At 39.3% G+C, this 20,459-nt stretch carries 16 protein-coding genes; 5 read left to right on the forward strand and 11 right to left on the reverse strand.

The annotated features are described in order from the left end of the window. Positions 1-203: 203 nt before the first annotated feature. The 7 genes from ccoS to ettA form a co-directional block, all read right to left on the reverse strand. Positions 204-377, reverse strand: coding sequence for a cbb3-type cytochrome oxidase assembly protein CcoS (gene ccoS, locus JKG64_RS13975; RefSeq protein WP_210354952.1), 174 nt, complete (start codon positions 375-377; stop codon positions 204-206). 13 nt (positions 378-390) lie between these two features. Beyond that, entirely contained in the window at positions 391-2,784 is a 2,394-nt protein-coding gene (locus tag JKG64_RS13980) for a heavy metal translocating P-type ATPase (protein ID WP_210354953.1), read from the reverse strand. A gap of 6 nt (positions 2,785-2,790) precedes the next feature. Continuing rightward, positions 2,791-4,149, reverse strand: coding sequence for an oxygen-independent coproporphyrinogen III oxidase (hemN, locus tag JKG64_RS13985; protein WP_246512611.1), 1,359 nt, complete (start codon positions 4,147-4,149; stop codon positions 2,791-2,793). A 10-nt stretch (positions 4,150-4,159) separates the two neighbouring features. Continuing rightward, entirely contained in the window at positions 4,160-4,582 is a 423-nt protein-coding gene (locus JKG64_RS13990; protein ID WP_210354954.1) for a Rossmann-fold NAD(P)-binding domain-containing protein, read from the reverse strand. A gap of 151 nt (positions 4,583-4,733) precedes the next feature. Further along, positions 4,734-5,801, reverse strand: a complete 1,068-nt coding sequence (locus tag JKG64_RS13995) for a response regulator (protein WP_317195848.1) — start codon at positions 5,799-5,801, stop codon at positions 4,734-4,736. Between the two features lie 14 nt (positions 5,802-5,815). Continuing rightward, positions 5,816-7,006: a PAS domain-containing sensor histidine kinase gene (locus JKG64_RS14000; protein WP_210354955.1), complete on the reverse strand. Its 1,191-nt coding sequence runs from the start codon at positions 7,004-7,006 to the stop codon at positions 5,816-5,818. Between the two features lies 1 nt (position 7,007). Continuing rightward, a complete protein-coding gene (gene ettA / locus JKG64_RS14005) occupies positions 7,008-8,690 on the reverse strand; it encodes an energy-dependent translational throttle protein EttA (RefSeq protein WP_210354956.1) in 1,683 nt (560 codons plus the stop codon). Positions 8,691-8,945: 255 nt separating this feature from the next. On the opposite strand from ettA, the gene JKG64_RS14010 reads away from it, so the two are divergent. Continuing rightward, positions 8,946-11,489, forward strand: a complete 2,544-nt coding sequence (locus JKG64_RS14010; protein WP_210354957.1) for an ATP-dependent Clp protease ATP-binding subunit — start codon at positions 8,946-8,948, stop codon at positions 11,487-11,489. Positions 11,490-11,573: 84 nt separating this feature from the next. Here JKG64_RS14010 and argC read toward each other — a convergent pair whose 3' ends face one another. The 3 genes from argC to JKG64_RS14025 all read right to left on the reverse strand — a co-directional run bounded on the left by argC (position 11,574) and on the right by JKG64_RS14025 (position 14,681). Beyond that, the gene (gene argC / locus JKG64_RS14015) at positions 11,574-12,593 is read right to left on the reverse strand and encodes an N-acetyl-gamma-glutamyl-phosphate reductase (RefSeq protein ID WP_210354958.1); all 1,020 of its coding nucleotides are present in this window, start codon (positions 12,591-12,593) and stop codon (positions 11,574-11,576) included. A 97-nt stretch (positions 12,594-12,690) separates the two neighbouring features. Next, positions 12,691-13,878 (reverse strand): argininosuccinate synthase, encoded by a 1,188-nt coding sequence (argG, locus tag JKG64_RS14020; RefSeq protein WP_210354959.1) that lies wholly within the window; start codon positions 13,876-13,878, stop codon positions 12,691-12,693. 86 nt (positions 13,879-13,964) lie between these two features. After that, the gene (locus tag JKG64_RS14025) at positions 13,965-14,681 is read right to left on the reverse strand and encodes a GNAT family N-acetyltransferase (RefSeq protein WP_210354961.1); all 717 of its coding nucleotides are present in this window, start codon (positions 14,679-14,681) and stop codon (positions 13,965-13,967) included. Positions 14,682-15,187: 506 nt separating this feature from the next. Here JKG64_RS14025 and JKG64_RS14030 point away from each other — a divergent pair. Further along, positions 15,188-15,430: a hypothetical protein gene (locus tag JKG64_RS14030; protein ID WP_210354962.1), complete on the forward strand. Its 243-nt coding sequence runs from the start codon at positions 15,188-15,190 to the stop codon at positions 15,428-15,430. A gap of 86 nt (positions 15,431-15,516) precedes the next feature. Here JKG64_RS14030 and JKG64_RS14035 read toward each other — a convergent pair whose 3' ends face one another. Further along, positions 15,517-17,673 carry a S9 family peptidase gene (locus JKG64_RS14035; RefSeq protein WP_210354963.1) on the reverse strand — a complete coding sequence of 719 codons (2,157 nt, stop codon included), beginning with the start codon at positions 17,671-17,673 and terminating at the stop codon, positions 15,517-15,519. A gap of 141 nt (positions 17,674-17,814) precedes the next feature. On the opposite strand from JKG64_RS14035, the gene JKG64_RS14040 reads away from it, so the two are divergent. From JKG64_RS14040 to nth, 3 genes are all read left to right on the forward strand, one after another. Next, complete coding sequence (locus tag JKG64_RS14040; protein WP_210354964.1) at positions 17,815-19,440, forward strand: S8 family peptidase; 1,626 nt, start codon at positions 17,815-17,817, stop codon at positions 19,438-19,440. Between the two features lie 74 nt (positions 19,441-19,514). After that, a complete protein-coding gene (locus tag JKG64_RS14045; RefSeq protein ID WP_210354965.1) occupies positions 19,515-19,700 on the forward strand; it encodes a hypothetical protein in 186 nt (61 codons plus the stop codon). Between the two features lie 69 nt (positions 19,701-19,769). Continuing rightward, positions 19,770-20,441, forward strand: a complete 672-nt coding sequence (nth, locus tag JKG64_RS14050) for an endonuclease III (RefSeq protein WP_210354966.1) — start codon at positions 19,770-19,772, stop codon at positions 20,439-20,441. Positions 20,442-20,459: the final 18 nt, after the last annotated feature.

Here is a 20,459-nt window from a genome sequence, read left to right on the forward strand (position 1 = left end):
TATCATCGGGCAGGATCAGCAGGGATTTAAACAAGGCGTAACAGAGCTTTTATAGTGGTTTACCGCTATGAACCCTCTATAAAACCTCTATTATAACACAAAATAACCCCTGTAAAATTTAAAGCAGACATGAAGTAGTAAAGAAGCGATGCAGAAGATAACTTCAGCAAACCATCAACAAAAAAAGAGGAAAATGAAAAGGTTTACTTTTTTTCTGGAGTCTTGACATCGGTTTTCACCTCATCATCGAAAAGAATACGTACAGATGGAGTATAAGTATCATCATTTTGCCCCGTCTTATTTGCCCAAAAGAAAGCGCCCAGAAAAATAAGTGCTATCAAAATACTACACCCAATTAAGAAAAAAATAATAGACATACTTATTATATTATTAAATCAGACTTCTTTTCTTCCCGTACCATCTCGTCATTAAGCTCGTAAAGGAAATAATAGTTACAGTACTAATAGGCATCAAGATTGCAGCAAATAAAGGAGACATTGTTCCCTGGACCGCAAAACTTATCCCTATCACATTATATAACAACGAAATTACGAAACTCATTTTAATTACCTTAACCGCATCTTTACTAAAAGCAAAAAAGTCAGGTAATTTTTCAAAGGACACCCCATCTAGAATCGCATCGCAACCAGGTGAAAAATTATTGATATCATCGGAAACAGCAATTCCCAAATCCGCTTTACGCAGAGCTCCAGCATCATTCAGACCATCTCCCAACATACACACATTTCTACCTTCTTTTTGCCAGCCATCTATTTTCAGCAACTTGTCATTAGGTGTTTGATTAAACAATAGCGTTGCATTGCTAGGAAAAATCAAACGTAAAGCTTCTGCTCGACGTTCATTATCTCCAGATATAAGATGTAATTCGTAATTTTTCTTCAATGCGCCGATAACCTCATTCAAGCCTTCTCTCCAGGACTGCTCCAGCGTAAAAACACCCTTTACGATTTCATTGACCACCACATACACAACAGATCCTTCAACTTCGGAATACTTTACATTTGTAAACAAAGCACTCCCTACCATAATACGATAATCCAAATAAGAGGCGGATTGCCCTTTCCCCACAAACTCTTCGTATTCCTTAATCGGCAAAATACTACTAGGCCCCAACCATTTTATAATCTCCCGACTTAATGGATGATTCGAATTCCTACACAAGGAGTACAATAAGTCCCGCTCCAATTTAGACAGATTTCCTTCAAAACACATTGTAGAAGCACTAGGAGACGATATTGTACCAGTCTTATCAAAAACCACGGTATCTATAGCTGCCATTTGCTCGATAGCTGAGGTATTTTTGATGTACATTTTATTTCGATCGAAAATACTAAGAGCTGCACTTAATGTAAATGGCGAACTCAATGCCAAAGCACAGGGACACGCTATGATAAGCACAGCCGTAAATGCAGCCCATGCTCTATCAGGAGCGCTTCCTAGTATCCAAAATATTGCAGCTAACAGCGCAATTGACACGAGTGCTACTGTAAAATATTTACTTATTACTCCTACAAAAGTCTCGAACTTTCTCTCGTAGGCCTTGAGGCTTTCATTATTCCATAACTTTGTGAGGTAACTTTGCGACACCGCTTTGACAACCTCTAGCTCAATTGCTCCACCAGTTTGCCGCCCACCTGCATACACCACTTCTCCCAAGGTTTTGGTGATAGGTTTACTTTCTCCCGTCACAAAACTAAAGTCGACCAACGCATCCCCTTTGAGCAATATGGCGTCTGCAGGAATAATTTCATTATTACGAACCAAAATACGGTTTCCTACTTTTAAATCGGCAATAGGAGTCGGCTTCTCGACTTCTTCATTCAAAACAGTGACGGCCACGGGGAAATAAGACCTGTAATCCCTTTCAAAGGAAATATGATAGTATGTTCTTTCCTGTACCCATTTACCTATTAAAATAAAAAAGACAAGACTGCATAATGTATCTATGAAGCCAGCCCCACTTTGGGTCAAAATTTCAAGAGCAGACCGAAAGAACAAAACAAAAATCCCCAATGCCAGCGGAACATCTAAATTTAGTCGTCTTTGTTTAAGACTATACCAAGCTGAACGAAAGTAATCGGAAGCACTATATAATAATACAGGCACCCCAAACGCTAGATTCATATAGCCGAAGAAGGCGGAGTATTCACGTTCAAATTCAGCCATTCCAAAATACTCTGGAAAGCTAATCATCATAGAATTACCAAAACAAAAACCGGCAACTGTGATTTTGCTGATTAATCCATTTTGGTTTATTTTTTTTCCTTCCTTAACAACATCCTGCAATGTAATCTTTGGATCATAGCCTATATTATGAAGCAGTTGTACCAGCTCTTTTAAAGATATCTCATCCTTACTAAAGGTAATACTGGCTTGTCTTTTCATAAAATCAACCTTGGAAGATTTTACAGACGGATTCAACTTAAACAGGTTCTCCAATAGCCAGATACAAGAACTACAGTGAATCGCAGGAACATAAAAAGTGATCACTGCAATTTCATCATCTTGATAGTCTACCAATTTGGCAACGATATTAGGTTCATCCAAATAACTCAGATCTTCCTTTTGCGCCTGTTGGGATTTTCCGGGATGACTATTATATCGGTAATAGCTCTGCAGATCGTTTTCATTTAAAATCTGATAAACAGTCTGACAGCCTAGACAACAAAATTGGTGATCATTCAACACATAGGGAGTTTGCTCAACAGCATCCCCACAATGGTAACACTTCGTTTTAGTAATCAAACTGCTATGCTCTGCCATATACTATTAAATCGCTTGACTAAACAAATTATCTCTTTCTTTTGTCTTTTGCAATCTTTCATCAAAAGCCATACACACATTTCTTAAAAAAGACCTCCCGATATCGGTGATACGAACCTCATCTCCATCAATCTGAACCAAATTATCGTCCATTAAAGGTACTAATCTCTCTTTAATCTTAAGATCTATTTTGTCTCCTTTTAATACAGCACATCCTCTACACATCATATCCAAAATATAAGCTCTCACCACAAGGTCTTCCTGATCTAACAGATGTCCTTTAAAGACAGGGAGCTTCCCTGCGTTGATGCATGCATGATATTCCTCTACCGTTTTTACATTTTGTGCAAAAGCAGTCCAAGAATCACTGATCGATGAAACTCCTAACCCGATCATCAAAGGTGTATATCGATCAGCATATCCCATAAAATTCCGATGCAATGTCCCATTTTGTGCAGCCATAAATAGAGCATCGTCTACCTTGGCAAAATGATCCATACCTACGTCTTCATATCCAGCCTCCTGTATCATCGCCTTACCCATTTTGTATAATCCCAGTTTTTGCTCTCCCTCAGGAAGGTCGTGTTCTGTAAACTTTCGTTGCCCTGGTTTAATCCATGGAACGTGGGCATAACTATAGAACGATATTCGATCTGGAGACATCTCAAGAGACAATGCTATTGTCTCACGAACAGACTCCATAGTCTGCAGTGGCAAACCATAAATAAGATCAAAATTAATAGAGTCATAGCCAATAGCCCGTGCGCGATCCATCACATAAGTCACCTCTTCTATAGTTTGATGTCTATTAATAATCGCTTGAACCTTTTCATCAAAATCCTGTATACCAAGACTGAGTCTACGAAAACCCAAATCATACAATGTCTTTAAATGAGCTTCTGTAGTATTGGCCGGATGCGCCTCAAATGAAAATGAAGCATCTTCACTCTTTTCATTTCCTTCCAAAACTCCCTCAATCAAGCGTTTCAAATTATCTGGTGTAAAAAACGTTGGTGTCCCACCACCGAGATGTATTTCACTCACCCTCAACGACTCCTCACCCAATAATGCTTTATACATTTTCCATTCGGCCAGTAAAGAAGCAATATAAGGATCTTCTACAGCATGGTTTTTAGTAATTCGTGTATTACAGCCACAATAAGTACACAAACTTTCGCAATAAGGCAGATGGATATAGAGACTAATCCCTTTATCTTTCGAACTCTCGTAACGATTCTTAACACTAGCGCTCCAGTGCTCACGTGTAAACTCTTCATTCTGCCAAAATGGAACAGTAGGATAACTCGTATAACGAGGTGCTGCCACATTATATTTTGAAATCAGTAAATTCATATCCGCTCCCATAGTTGTGTTGTTATTTAGTGTGTGTATTTTTATCGCATTCAAAAGAACAATGGCAAGACTCGCCTAAGCACCTTTTATTCCCCCAATTATTAAGATTGGAGATAGTCTGTAAAGCAATGTTTTCTGGAGATTGGTCAGTAGAGGGGGTATTGGCAACATGCATTTTTAGCATTGATGCATACTGCATATCGATATGTTCCAAGCTTGTCGAACGGGTTATTATTTTTTTTACCCCAATTTCCCAAAGTGCTTCAAGCATCTTTTTATCTAAGAGGTCTCGCTCTGAGATAATGATTACCTCCTTGCCTTCTGTATAATGAATTGTACTAAAGTTAAGTTCATTGGAAATCAAAGTCAGGTCATGCACCTTAGCATTCGCTTTGGCTAATAGCTCTTTTTCGAATTCTTCTATGTTATATGCGACGACCCTCATATATGCAATAACTTCTGTTGATTCATTATGATATAATAATTCAAATCTAACAGTAGTTCTGCACATTACGAATGCAAACCGTCAAACAAATAAATGATTCTTATCACTTATTCTAAAAAAGAACAGCGGCTATCTGTTCTAATAGCCGCTGTTACTGTTTTATCTTTTTTAATTCCTTTATTGATAGTATTCGTATCGCCGTTTTTTCCTTTATAATTATTCCCTCTTCCTTAAATTCGGCTAGGATACGACTTATCGTCTCATTTGCTGTTCCTGCAAAGGCCGCTAAGTCTTCTCGAGAAATACGAATCAAAACTTCATCGTCATCTTTATTTTCCGTGCTTTTTAGCGCAATCTGAATCAACGCACTCGCCACTCGCTTCCGAACGGTGTCATACGCAAACCCTAACATCTGTTCTTCTTTCTCTTTGATATTTCCAGAAAGCATCCGGATAAATTTACTCGCAATCCCGGGCTTCCTATAAATCAGTTCAAAGAAAACATCCCTACTTATCATGGCTATCTCAGAATCCTCTAGCGACGCCGTACTTTCAGTATAGTTTTCATTCATGAGAATCGACTCATATCCAAAAAAATGACCATCCCCATGAATATCGGTAGACAATTCTCTTCCATCCTGATAATTGAGAAAGCTCCTTACTTTTCCTTTTACCACATAATATATAAAGAGAGGTGAATCATCCGTTCCATAGATTAGCTGTTTCTTTTTAAACTTTTTAACGCGCGCCTCCTTGACCAGATTTTCTAATAGATAGTTTTGTTCCTCTTCTTCTAATTTCAAAAAACGACCATTACCCGCTGCCAGATCCAAACTATCTTTTTTCTTTAATCGGCTCTCAATAGCATTCAACAGTTCAATATCATCAAATGGCTTGACGATATAGTCATCTGCTCCCATCTCCATGGCTTTACGCATATCTACACGCTCTGACTTGGCTGTTATAAAAATAAACGGGATGTGCATTGTGCTTTCCTGTTTACCTAACATATACAGAACACCATATCCATCCAGTTCAGGCATCATAATATCGCAAAGAATCAGATCTGGGTGATGTTTCGTCGCAAGTTCAACGCCAATCATCCCGTTTTCCGCGGTAATGATATCGTATTCACCGGTTAGCTCTAGTATCTCGGCACTCCCCTCTCTGATTTCTAAATTATCTTCGATAATTAAAATGGTCCGTTTCTTCATTTGCATTTTACTTTTTTAGCCTAACGGCTGAATACCATCCGGAATAAAGCCCCTTGATTAATAGCGGACCAATACTCCAACTTCCCATCCATAAGACTGACATACCTTCTTACAATATTAAGTCCTAACCCTGTACCAGGGATACTACCTGTATTATGCGCCCTAAAAAAGGGTTCAAATAGGTTTTTTTGATCTTCCACAGGTATACCTATTCCATTATCTTTGACCACTATTGTACATAATTCATCTGTAATTTCTGTAGAAAACTCGATGAAAGTATCTTCTCCGGAATATTTAATCGCATTGGAGACTAGATTAATAATACTGTTTTTCAATAGATGCGCATCGAGGTAAAAGTCAGCCTTCGCTCCGGTGTGCTGGTATACAATATGCTGATTCTTCTTACAAATGAGCTGCATCTCCCCTGAAATCTCTTCACCTAGATGAACAAGGTTTATATGTTGCTTATTGACCACAACGACTCCTGCCTCCAATTTCTCTAATGAAAGGAAATCATTGAGGATATTATTAAGCAATTGAACAGAACCTTTTATTCTATTCGTATGCCTCATAACCGCCTCAAAATCGGGCCTTTCAATATACTTATCAATCAAAGAGGCCGATAGTTGCACCGAGCTTAAAGGAGTTCTAAACTCGTGAGAGGCCATTGACACAAAACGCGACTTCAACTGATTGAGTTCCTTTTCTTTTTCGAGTGAATTACTCACATCTGCTTTAGCCTTTTCCAGCTCGGAGACTAATGATATCAGATCTTTCGTCCGATGTCTAACTACTTCTTCCAACTCCAACGTATGTTTCAAAAGCTCATCTTCCGCTTTTTTCTCCTTCGTCAAATCGTGGACAAACCCTGTAAAAATACTCTTATCCTTATAGAAAACTTCACTTACTGCTAGTCGGAAAGGGAAGGTCGTACCATCTTTTTTCTTACCCCTTACTTCTCTTCCTATACCAATAATCTTCTTTCTTCCCGTCTCCTTATAATTCGAAATATAGCTATCATGCCGGCTTTGGTCAGGCTCAGGCATTAGCATCGAAATATTATTCCCTATCACCTCTTGTGCATCGTAGCCAAACAGCGTCAGAGCTGCAGGGTTAATAGATTCCACTAATCCTTTATTGTCGATAGTTATAATTCCATCTATCGCTGTAGCTATTATTGCCTCTAATAACCTTGCGGACTCTAAACTCATATTACTTTACCAATTTTTTATATTTGATACGCTTCGGCGCAACATCCCCTAAGCGCTTTTTACGATTTTCTTCGTACTCAGAATAGTTCCCTTCATAGAAATAAACCTGCGAGTCTCCTTCAAAAGCCAAGATATGCGTACAGATTCTATCCAAGAACCATCTATCGTGAGAAATCACAACTGCACAGCCCCCAAAATTCTCCAAACCTTCCTCTAAAGCTCTTAACGTATTAACATCGATATCATTCGTAGGCTCATCCAATAACAACACATTGGACGCCTTTTTCAGTGTGATAGCAAGATGCACCCGGTTCCTTTCTCCTCCTGACAATACTCCAACTTTCTTTTGCTGATCCGCTCCATTAAAGTTAAACTTTGAAACATATGCTCTAGAATTTGTCGTACGGTTGCCCAAGATAATATTATCGTTCCCTTCAGTTATGTTTTCCCATACTGATTTTTCGGGATCTAAATCATTATGCAACTGGTCTACATACCCTAAGACCACAGTCTCTCCGACTTTGAAAGTCCCCGTATCCGGCTCTTCCTGACCAGTTATCAAACGGAACAACGTTGTTTTACCAGCCCCATTGGGCCCGATAATTCCAACGATACCTGCTGGAGGCAAGGAGAAGCTCAAATTTTCAAACAAAATGCGGTCACCATAAGCTTTAGAGATATTATCCGCTTCAATCACCACATTTCCAAGACGTGGTCCTGGCGGAATGAAAAGCTCCAACTTCTCTTCTCTCTCTTTAGTTTCCTCCGAAGCCAATTTATCATAGTTATGTAAACGTGCCTTAGATTTGGCATGTCTCGCTTTTGGGGCCATACGCACCCATTCCAACTCACGCTCCAAGGTCTTTTGACGTTTTGTCTCCTGCTTTTCCTCTTGTGAAAGGCGTTTTGCTTTTTGATCAAGCCATGAAGAATAGTTCCCTTTCCAAGGAATCCCTTCGCCTCGATCCAGTTCCAAAATCCAACCCGCTACATTATCTAAGAAATATCTATCGTGCGTAACAGCGATAACCGTCCCTTTATAATGTTGCAGATGTTGCTCCAACCAATCAATAGACTCTGCATCCAAGTGGTTGGTAGGCTCATCTAGCAACAACACATCTGGTTCTTGCAACAATAAACGACAAAGTGCAACCCTGCGGCGCTCCCCTCCTGACAAATTGGCAATTTTCGCATCAGGCTCTGGACAACGAAGTGCATCCATTGCACGCTCTAGCTTAGAGTCTAGCTCCCATGCGTTTGTTGCATCGATTTTGTCTTGCAATTCTCCTTGTCTTGCAAGAAGCTTATCCATCTCATCCGGATTTTCATAAACTTCTGGCAATCCAAAGCGTTCGTTGATATCTTCATATTCTTTCAGAATAGCCGTAATCTCCGCTACGCCTTCTTCCACAATCTCCTTCACTGTTTTATCCAAATCCAACTCCGGCTCCTGTGCTAAATACCCTACAGAATAGCCTGGGGAGAAGACAACTTCTCCTTGGTAGGACTTATCTAGTCCAGCAATAATTTTTAAGAGAGAGGATTTTCCTGAGCCATTCAGACCGATTACACCAATCTTGGCTCCGTAGAAAAATGATAGATAAATATTCTTTAAAACCTGCTTTTGTGGGGGGTAAATTTTATTTACACCCGCCATTGAAAAAATTATTTTCTCGTCAGACATATATTTTTGAACCTAAACTTTTATATTATTCCTTGTATTGCCCAAAGATACCAAATTCACCCTTAATTGTGAAACACTGTAGCCAAGGACCATGGATGTACGTTCTATAAAAAGGAAAAGACCTGCCATTTTGACGATATTATCATGTGGCTTGATTGTTGATAATTTATAGAGAAATATAAGTTAGGATTTACATTTATTTCATACATTTATAAAGTTCTAACTTAGTTTAATAAAAGAAAGAAAGGTAATTACATGGAAGCAAAATTCTCACCAAGAGTCAAAGATGTGATCTCTTATAGTCGCGAAGAGGCACTACGTCTCCGCCACGATTATATAGGCACCGAACATCTCTTACTTGGGCTTATTCGAGAAGGTGATGGGGTGGCGATAAAAATCCTTAGAAATCTATTAGTAGACACTGGTTCAATCCGACAGTCTATTGAGGATGCAGTAAAAGGCTCATCGGTATCCAGGGCACCGGTAGGATCTGTCCCTCTGACAAAACAGGCTGAAAAGGTTTTGAAAATAACCTATCTAGAAGCCAAAATCTTCAAAAGTGACATTATTGGTACGGAGCACCTACTGTTAGCTATCCTACGTGATGAAGACAACATTGCCTCACAGATCTTACAACAGTATAATGTGACGTATGATTTATTCAAGAACGAAGTAGAACAAAATAAAGCTACAATTACGGATGAAGCATCTGGTTCGTCTACACCAGACGACGACTATGCAGAAGAAGAAAATTTCTCCGCTCCGAAAAAAGTTTCTGATATCAAATCAAAAACACCGGTTCTTGACAATTTCGGACGTGATTTGACACGTGCTGCTGAAGAAGGTAAACTAGACCCTATAGTAGGCCGTGAAAAAGAAATCGAACGTGTTTCTCAGATTCTCTCGCGTCGCAAGAAAAACAACCCAATCTTAATAGGGGAACCTGGAGTTGGTAAATCTGCTATTGCCGAAGGATTAGCATTGCGCATTGTGCAACGCAAAGTTTCACGTGTATTATTCAACAAACGTGTGGTCACTTTAGACTTAGCATCTCTTGTTGCTGGCACCAAATACAGAGGCCAGTTTGAAGAGCGTATGAAAGCCGTGATGAACGAACTTGAAAAGTCTCCTGATGTGATTCTTTTCATTGACGAGATCCATACGATTGTAGGTGCAGGTGGAGCTTCTGGTTCACTAGATGCGTCCAACATGTTCAAACCAGCACTAGCGCGTGGAGAGATTCAATGTATTGGAGCGACCACGTTGGATGAGTACAGACAATTTATCGAAAAAGATGGGGCTTTAGATCGTCGCTTCCAAAAAGTAATGATCGAACCTGCTTCCCATGATGAAACGATAGAAATCTTAAATCGTATTAAAGACAAATATGAAGAACACCATAATGTCAACTATACGCCAGAAGCTATTGAAGCCTGTGTTACGTTAACCACGCGTTACATTACAGACCGTTTTCTACCAGACAAAGCTATTGACGCCTTGGATGAGGCTGGGTCAAGAGTACATCTTACCAACATCCACGTACCTCAATCTATCATCGACATTGAAGAAAAAATCGAAGAGGTCAAAGTAGAAAAAAACAAAGTTGTCCGTTCTCAAAAATACGAAGAAGCAGCTAAGCTTAGAGATACAGAGAAAAAACTTCTTGAAGAACTAGAGAAAGAAAAGGCAGCCTGGGAAACAGAGACAAAGAGTAAGCGCTACACAGTCACTGAAGACAATGTCGCTGAAGTAGTTTCTATGATGACCGGCATACCTGTTCAACGCGTTAGCCAGACCGACAGTCAGAAGTTACTGAACATGGGAGACTCCATGAAAGGACGGATTATTGGTCAGGACGATGCAGTACAAAAACTAGTAAAGGCCATACAACGGACTCGTGCAGGATTAAAAGATCCGAGAAAACCGATCGGCTCATTCATCTTCTTAGGCCCCACTGGGGTTGGTAAGACTGAGCTTGCCAAAGAATTGGCTCGTTTCATGTTTGATTCCGAAGATTCACTGATTCAAGTTGACATGAGCGAATACATGGAGAAATTTGCTATATCTCGATTAGTAGGAGCGCCTCCGGGATATGTAGGTTACGAAGAAGGTGGTCAATTAACAGAGAAAGTACGTCGTAAGCCTTACTCCGTAGTATTACTGGATGAGATCGAAAAAGCGCATCCTGATGTTTTCAACCTACTACTTCAGGTACTGGACGAAGGTCAGCTGACGGATAGTCTTGGTCGTAAAGTTGATTTTAGAAATACGATAATCATCATGACTTCCAACATTGGAGTACGTCAGTTAAAAGAGTTTGGACAAGGTGTAGGTTTTACAACTTCCGCCAAAGAAACTCAAGCAGACTCACACTCTAGAGGAGTTATTGAAACGGCTCTGAAACGTGCCTTTGCACCGGAATTCTTGAACCGTATAGATGACGTGATTGTTTTCAATTCATTGACAAAAGAAAACATATTCAAAATCATAGATATTGAATTAGTATCCTTATTCGGACGAATTGAAGCATTGGGACATTCCATTGAGCTAACAGACAAAGCGAAAGAGTTTATCGCTGAAAAAGGATATGACACCAACTTTGGAGCACGTCCATTGAAAAGAGCTATTCAAAAATACCTTGAAGATCCCATAGCCGAGGAAATCCTAAAAGGAGAACTAAAAGCCAATGATGTGATTATGGTTGATTTGGATGACGACAAAAAAGAAATCATCGTTAAGGGGAGAAATTCTGGAGACAGCTCTGTCTCTTCAGACATAAGCGAAGAAAACGAAAAATAAACAGAAATATTTTTCTCTATAGCACAAAGGGCTGTATCATATAGTTTTGATACAGCCCTTTTTTATATTATAATCGACAGTCAGTTAAAATCCTATTGGCTTTAGATTTAAGCCCGTGCGTTCTTCTATTCCAAACATTAAATTCATATTCTGGACTGCTTGTCCAGATGCACCTTTTAACAGGTTATCCGTGGCATTCAAGATCAACAACTTATCGCCGTGCTTTTCAAGATGCATGATACTCTTGTTCGTATTAACCACTTGCTTTAAATCGATATTATCACGTGAAACTATAGTAAAAGGATGCGCCTCATAATAGGCTTCATAAAGCTGATAGGCTCCTTCTTCCGTCAAATCTGTATCTATATAAATACTCGAAAAAATACCTCTTGGAAAAGCTCCCCGTAAAGGCACAAAATTAATACGTTCCGCTGCACGGTCCATCAAAGACTTATCCGAGTCCACCAAAAAACCAGTCTGCAATTGATCCAATGACTCCGATATCTCTTGTAGGTGTTGATGCTCAAAAGATTTATAAGCAGACAGATTTCCACTTCTCCAAGAAAAATGAGACGTAGGACTTGGTTTTTGCCCCGCCCCTGTCGAACCTGTTGTAGCTGTTACGTGCACTTGACCTTTCAACTCTCCTTGTGCGGCCAGAGGCAATAATGCCAGCTGTATATTCGTCGCAAAACAACCAGGATTGGCCAAATAATGTGCAGATTTTATGGCTTCCCGGTTCAATTCCGGCAATCCATAAACGAACTGTTCTCCCTTATACCCTCTATTTTCTCTAAGACGATAATCCTGTGATAAATCGATGATTTTAACATGAGGTTCCACGGTGTTAGCTGTTAAAAATTTACACGCATCTCCATGTCCAACGCATAAAAACAGTACATCTATCTGTGAATGGAAATCAGACGTAAAACTTATCTCCGTATCACCTAGCAGATCATTGTGCACCGCTGACACCTTCTTGCCGGCATTTGAAGCACTATTCGCAAACACAATATCGACTTTGGGGTGATAGACAAGAATTCTTAGTAATTCACCACCAGTATACCCTGCAGAGCCAACGATACCAACTTTAATCTTTTCCATAAATACAATATTGTAACCATAAAAAATGGGTACTACGTTTAATACGTGGCACCCATATCCATTTAATCAGTAGTATATTCCAACAGCCAGTTAGTCACTAACCTTTGTTATTTACTTTGTGCCAAATAATAGTTTGATTTCCGAATATCTTAGAGAATCCTTTCACATCATCTCCAGTATACCCTTCATTCATCTCTCCATAGCTACCAAATTCATTGTTCATTAAATCATGTGCTGACTCAATTCCTATGATTACAAATCTATGAGGATGTAATTCAACAATAACCCTTCCTGAGACAGTTTCTTGAGAGGATGCCAAAAAAGCTTCGATATCTCGCATCACTGGATCGTGCATCTGACCTTCGTGCATCCAATTGCCATAAAAACCTGCAATTTGGTCTTTCCAAGACAATTGCCATTTCGTCAATGTGTGCTTTTCCAACGTATGGTGTGCTTTAACCAAAATCAACGGCGCCGCAGCCTCAAAGCCCACACGTCCTTTAATTCCAATAATCGTATCACCAACATGTATATCACGTCCTATTCCATAGGGTTGCGCTAAATCCTGCAGTTGTTGGATTACAGCTACCGGACCGATTTTATTGCCATTCAATGCGACAGGTTCTCCTTTTTCAAAATCAACTGTTATTGTCTGTGGTTCTGTAGAAGTCACAGCAGTAGGCCAAGCCGATTCTGGTAAATACTGATTAGAGGTCAATGTTTCAGCACCACCTACCGATGTGCCCCACAATCCTTTATTGATCGAGTATTTAGCTTTCTCCGCACTATAAGGAAAACCATGCTTACCAAGGTATTCAATCTCCGCTTCGCGTGACAATTTCAGATCCCGAATTGGTGTAATAATCTCAACCCCTGGAATCAGCGTATTAAAAATCATATCAAAACGAACCTGATCATTACCTGCTCCTGTCGATCCATGCGCTACACAAGCAGCACCAATCTTCTTTGCATAATTAGCAATAGCAGTAGCCTGACACACACGCTCTGCAGATACAGACAATGGATACGTTGCGTTCTTCAATACATTACCAAAAATCAAGTACTTTATTGTATCTCGGTAATAGTCTTCTGTTTCATCAATAGTAGTATGCGATTTGACACCTAACTCATAGGCACGCGCTTCAATATTCTTTATTTCTTCTGCTGAAAACCCACCTGTATTTATAACAACAGAGTGGACTTCCATCCCTAAATCCTTAGAAAGATAGATACAACAAAAAGATGTATCCAAACCTCCACTGAATGCTAGAACTACTTTTTTCATCCGTATAAATTATTTATTCATTTATATATACCGCTAAACAATGTGTACATTCTTTATTGGCGTGAGTGTGTATTCTTTTGAGAGAACTAAAATCCTTTTACTGGTCTACTCCTTAGCGCAAACAAAACAGAAATAGTCTTCCGTGTTGATTTCCACAGTTTAGCTTCGATACGTTTCAGCAAAGACTGTTTTTTAGCGATACGATCGAGACGCTCTTTAGCTTCTGCCTTACGTTGTATCTTCTCCTTCAATTCCTTTTCCTTTTCGACCGGATCCCATAGCATAGCCGTACACATACAGTTTTTACGGTCCTTACTCATCAGTATGTCGTAATTTATACAACTTTGGCATCCTTTCCAAAATTCTTCATCCTGCGTTAGTTCAGAGTAAGTAACAGGCTCATAGCCCAGATCTGAATTAATCTTCATCACAGCAAGCCCTGTTGTCAAGCCAAAGATCTTGGAATTTGGATACTTCTCTCTCGACAATTCAAATACCCGCTTCTTAATAGCCTTTGCTAGCCCCACTTTACGAAAGACAGAATTAACGATTAGTCCCGAATTCGCAACATAATCTCCATGCCCCCAAGTCTCTATGTAGCAAAAACCGGCCCATGTACCATCCCGGTGTAAAGCGATCACCGCTTTTCCTTCCTCCATTTTTTTCGCTACATACTCAGGTTTGCGACGAGCAATACCTGTACCACGAGCCTTTGCAGACTCAAACATTTCATCACAAATCTGCACAGCATATTTCACATGATCTGCTGTAGCGGGAATAATTAAAAAATCTGAAATTGTCATCTTAAGACGTCGACCTAAAAATTAATGCACTTAATGTGCGCTAAAAGAAATAACCAAGGATTAAGAAATTCATTGAGCTAAATGAATTTACTCGAAATAGAATTGACCTGCCTCTCGAATCAAGCTCGAGGCAGAATAGGTCGTCGGAATCTCAAAACTGGGCAATTTGACGTATTATATCCAAACATAAGCATCGCTACAAACTTATTGAAAGTATGTGCGATAATACTATTATGTTCCTTTTTACAATACATTTAAACCGATCCGTATATTTTCTTAAATCTAACAGCGCAAAAGTAAAGAATTATTTTTCTCTTTTATGCAAAAAAAACATATTTTTTTTGACAAAATACCATTTATGCCTTGAATGAAGAAAAAACTGGCAATAAGACCATGCAATTATTGAAATCTTGAAAAACAAAATGAAAAATAAACAGAATAATTGATTCGATTTGACTTCTCTTTTCAAATACTGTACTTTTGCATTTCAACATATTGAGTTAGTTATGGTAGGCCCAAGTATTATTTTCTACATTTTATTTGCAGTCCCTTATGTTTTTGTGATGTATTGGTTAGTAAAACAAGACAAACGAAAATATGCTTGGGGAATAGCAATTGTTACCCTAATTGCAATTTTAGGTATTTATGTTTCTCAAAAAGCGAGCAAAAACGCAATCGAGAATTATCGACAACATCAAATTGATGCTCGAGAACAAGAGACAGAGAATCACAAAGGCACGCAAAACTAGGAATAACAACACTATTTTTTCTTGTAGATAGACTATAGAAAAAGGGCATCAAAAATTGAATTTTGATGCCCTTTCTTTAAAGCTGATTATTCGGTTATCCCTTCCAATTTAAGTATAAAGGCAAATTCTAAGGCTTGATCCTTAAGGTAATCAAACCTACCAGATGCTCCGCCATGTCCAAAATCCATGTCCGTCTTAAGCAAAACGACCTGATTTCCTGTCTTAACCGCTCTCAAACGAGCCACCCATTTGGCTGGTTCAAAATACTGCACCTGACTATCATGCAGTCCCGTAGTTACCAATAGGTTAGGGTATTCCTTAGCCTCGATATTCTCATAGGGAGAGTAGGACTTCATATATTCATACGCTTCTTTTTCGTTCGGATTCCCCCATTCATCATACTCGTTTGTCGTCAACGGTATCGTCTCATCCAACATTGTCGTAACGACATCAACAAAAGGAACTGCTGCGATCACACCATTCCATAGATCAGGAGCCATGTTTACTATTGCTCCCATCAACAACCCACCTGCACTTCCTCCCTCCGCATAGAGATGCCCTTTACTGGTATACTTATTCTCAATTAAATATTTGCCACAATCGATAAAGTCTGTAAATGTATTTTTCTTCTTTTGAAGTTTACCATCTTCATACCATTGCCGTCCCATCTCTTCTCCCCCACGAATATGAGCTATAGCATAAATAAATCCCCTATTCAACAGTGACAAACGTGCACTGCTAAATGAAGGATCCATGGACGCACCATAAGAACCGTATGCATATAGGTGAAGCGGAGCGGAACCATCTTTCTTTGTTCCTTTTTTATAAACCAATGATATTGGCACCATTACCCCATCTCTCACTTTCGCGAAAGTACGTTCAGTCACATATTCATCCATATTATACCCTCCCAATACCTCTTGTTGTTTAAGTAGGCTTTTTTCCTTTGAGCGCATATTATATTCAAATGTAGAAACCGGTGTTACCAACGAGGTATAACCATAACGAAACACATCCGTATTATATTCGACATTTACACTAGGCCGCACGGTGTAAGTTGCCTCTCCGAAATCCAATGGGTAAGAGGTGTTATTCTTGAGGTCGTGTATGGTCAGATTGGTCAATCCATTTTTACGTTCGGATACGACCAAGAAATCCTTAAATTCGTCCACCCCCTCAATCAGTACATCCGCACGGTGAGGTATAAAATCTATCCAATTATCCTGAGTTGTCGCATCCAATCCACAACTCATCACCCTAAAGTTTTGGGCATCTTTATTCGTCGTTACCAAAAAACGATCATCCAACGCTGTTACACTATACAGCACATCGTTTTGTCGCTTTTGGAATACACGAAAGGCTTCGTTGGGCTGCTCTGCAGGCAGGTATCTCACCTCCGAACTTAGTGTTCCCTCCGATTCTATGAATATATATTTTCCATTTTTGGACTTACTAACCCCGATATAATTCGTATTATCCTGTTCATGATACACTTCTACATCTACTGCATTACTTGTCCCCAATACATGCTTCTTTATTTTTTCCGACAATAATGTTACTGGGTTCTTATGTGTGTAAAATAGGGTCTTACTATCTGCTGCCCAGACGCCCCCTCCTGTCGTTTGCGTAATGCGATCCTTCATGACTTCACCTGTCTGAAGGTCTTTGATATGAATTACATACTCACGTCGAGATACCGTATCCACACCATAAGCAAGGTATCTATTATCCGGACTTATTTCTAATCCCGATACCGCATAATAAGCCATTCCTTTTGCCATCTCGTCCACATCCAGTAGAACTTCCTCGGCTCCATTTAATCCACCTTTCTTACGACAAAATTTAAAATACTGCCTTCCCTCGTCCGTACGTCGATAATAATAATAGCCATTTTCTAGATACGGTACTGATTCATCTTTCTCCTTGACCCGTGCTTTCATCTCATTGTATAACTTCATCTGCAAAGGCTCCGTGCTTTTCAACATAGCTGTTGTATAGACATTCTCCTCTTCCAAATATTTTATCACAGCTGCCGAGTCTGGCCCTTTTTTGAAAAAATCGTTCAACCAGTAATAGTTATCGACCACCGTATCTCCGTGAATAATTCTTGTATAAGGCTTAATTGTGGCAACTGGTGCTTGAATATCAGGCCAACTAACATTTTTAACTTTCTCCCCTTGAGATCCACAAGAACCTGTTATCATACTTAATACTATTATATAATTACCTATTTTTTTTCTCATATGCCTAAGTTTTAAATTGCAAACGATTTTAAAAATACGAAATCTCTGCAATTATTAAGTTACAATACCTATTTTACATACATTTAACTATTTTGACAGCATACCTAGCATTATATTTGTAGTTGAAACAAAAATTAAATTATGCGTAATACAAAACTATTTATCGCCTTATTGGGGATAAGCATACTTCCTTACTCTGGTTTTTCACAAGACAAGAAGGACAAAGCTCCGGCCAACTGGTACAATCTAGATTACAAATCGGACGGTATTATGGGAATCAGCACCGAAAAAGCATACGAACTACTGAAGGGGCGTAAATCGACACCTGTTATCGTCGCTGTAATCGATGGTGGTGTAGACATCAACCACGAAGATCTCAAAGACGTACTTTGGATCAACAAAAAAGAAGCAACTGCTAATGGCAAAGATGACGATAGCAACGGCTATATAGATGACAAATATGGATGGAACTTTCTTGGAAACGCAAACGGGGAAAACGTCAACTATGACAATCTCGAAGTCACTAGACTGATCCGTAAGTATGAACCTAAATATATTTCCGTATTACCTACCACCCGACTTTCTGAAGCCGAGCGAAGAGAATTCGTTGCTTATCAAAAAATGATCTCGGATTACACCACCAAAATGGACGAAGCTCAATTTGGCGATGTAAATTATGGCCGTCTTAAACAAAGCATAGAAAAGATCCTTGCCACAATGGGCAAAGAGGCAAAAGATGTCAAAAAAGAGGACTTGGACAACTTCAAAGCCGAGAACGATCAACAGAAACTCGCGATCCGTATTGCAAAAAAAGAAGTGGAATCTGGCGGTTTCGAAAAATTCTACAAAGACATTGAAGAAGCGACCGATTATTTCGGTGCACAGGTCAAATACCACCTCAACAAAGAGTACGATTCCAGATCTATCATCGGTGACAATTATGACGATGCCAGCGAGCACAACTACGGTAATCCAGATGTTAAAGGTCCAGACGCAGAACATGGGACTCACGTTGCTGGTATAATAGGTGCTAAAAGAAACAATAATATCGGTATCAATGGTGTTGCAGACAATGTAGAAATCATGTCTATCCGTGCTGTACCCAATGGAGACGAAAGAGATAAAGACGTCGCTAACAGTATCAGATATGCCGTAGACAATGGTGCAAAAGTCATCAATATGAGTTTCGGAAAAGGCTACTATTACAACAAAAAAGCGGTAGATGATGCCATCCGATATGCTATGGACAAAGATGTACTATTAGTACATGCTGCAGGAAACGATGGTAAGAACATTGACATCACCCCTAATTATCCGACAAAATACTATACAGATAGTGTAAATGCGATCACAGGAGAAGCCAAGGCCTGGATCACTGTAGGAGCTACTTCGTGGAAATTGGACAGTGATCTGTTAGCTGACTTTTCAAACTATGGCTATAAGTCTGTAGATGTATTTGCTCCGGGTGTAGCAATCAACTCTACTATGCCTGAAAATCAATATAAAGAACAACAAGGGACAAGTATGGCTGCTCCGGTAGTCTCTGGCCTAGCGGCCATTCTACGCTCTTATTATCCAGAACTTACAGCTCTACAAGTAAAAAACATCATACTTAGGTCTGCTGTAAAAGTAGACCAAAAAGTAAAAGTAAAGCAAGATGGTACTAGCAAAAAGGTATACCTTGACGAGATCTCTGTAAGTGGAGGAATAGCTAATGCGTACAATGCTATTGTAGAGGCTAATAAACAAACTTCAAACAAAAAGTAAAAAAATGTTAAATTTTCTATAATAATAATTCTTATTTTGCGTTTAACTACTAAACAACAATAAATAAGAGGCTTATGGTTGAAAATTCTACTACAGTTTATGAAGAAGCTTACAAAAGCGATTTAAAAGAATCTATGACAGATCTAGACGCCACCTTTGAAACAAATATCAAACAAGGTATTCAAAGTCTAGCAAAAGAGCCAAAGCAAAGTGTTATAGACAATATTCTTTCTTACTCTAAATCATTTGTAAGCAAGTAACAACAGAGTCTCTAAAAGTTTAGAGACTCTGTTATTTTAAGAGTCTCCTACAAATGAGTATCTTTGTGTATGTTAAAAAAAGACCGTTACAAAGCCTTTGTAGAGTACTTCTCGACACATAATCCCAATGCAGAAACTGAGCTTCACTATGGTAATCCCTTTGAACTTTTGGTTGCTGTAATCCTATCCGCGCAATGTACCGACAAGCGTATCAACCAAGTTACACCCGCGCTATTTGAACGCTTCCCTGATGCAGAATCGCTCGCAGCGAGCTCCCAGGATGAAGTATTCACCTATATACGCTCCGTTAGCTATCCTAACAATAAAGCAAAACATCTGGTCGGAATGGCCCAAAAATTACAGGAGGACTTTGATGGTATTGTTCCAGAAAAAGTGGAAGACCTTATTAAGCTTCCTGGAGTAGGCCGAAAGACGGCAAATGTTATTTCATCAGTTGTCTACAACAATCCTGCTATGGCTGTAGATACCCATGTCTTTAGGGTGAGCAACAGGCTTGGGTTGACGAGCAATGCCACTACCCCACTAGCTGTGGAAAAACAATTGGTTAAATATCTGCCAGAAGAAACCATTGCAGTCGCCCATCACTGGCTTATTCTACACGGTAGGTATATTTGCCTGGCTCGCTCTCCCAAATGCGACCAATGTCCCATTACCTATTTTTGCAAGTATTTCGAAAAAACGCGAAAAGCAGAACTGATAACAAAACACCCAACTAATTAAATACATCGATTCCCATTT

Source organism: Sphingobacterium tabacisoli (assembly GCF_017908035.1).
Classification (GTDB): domain Bacteria; phylum Bacteroidota; class Bacteroidia; order Sphingobacteriales; family Sphingobacteriaceae; genus Sphingobacterium; species Sphingobacterium tabacisoli.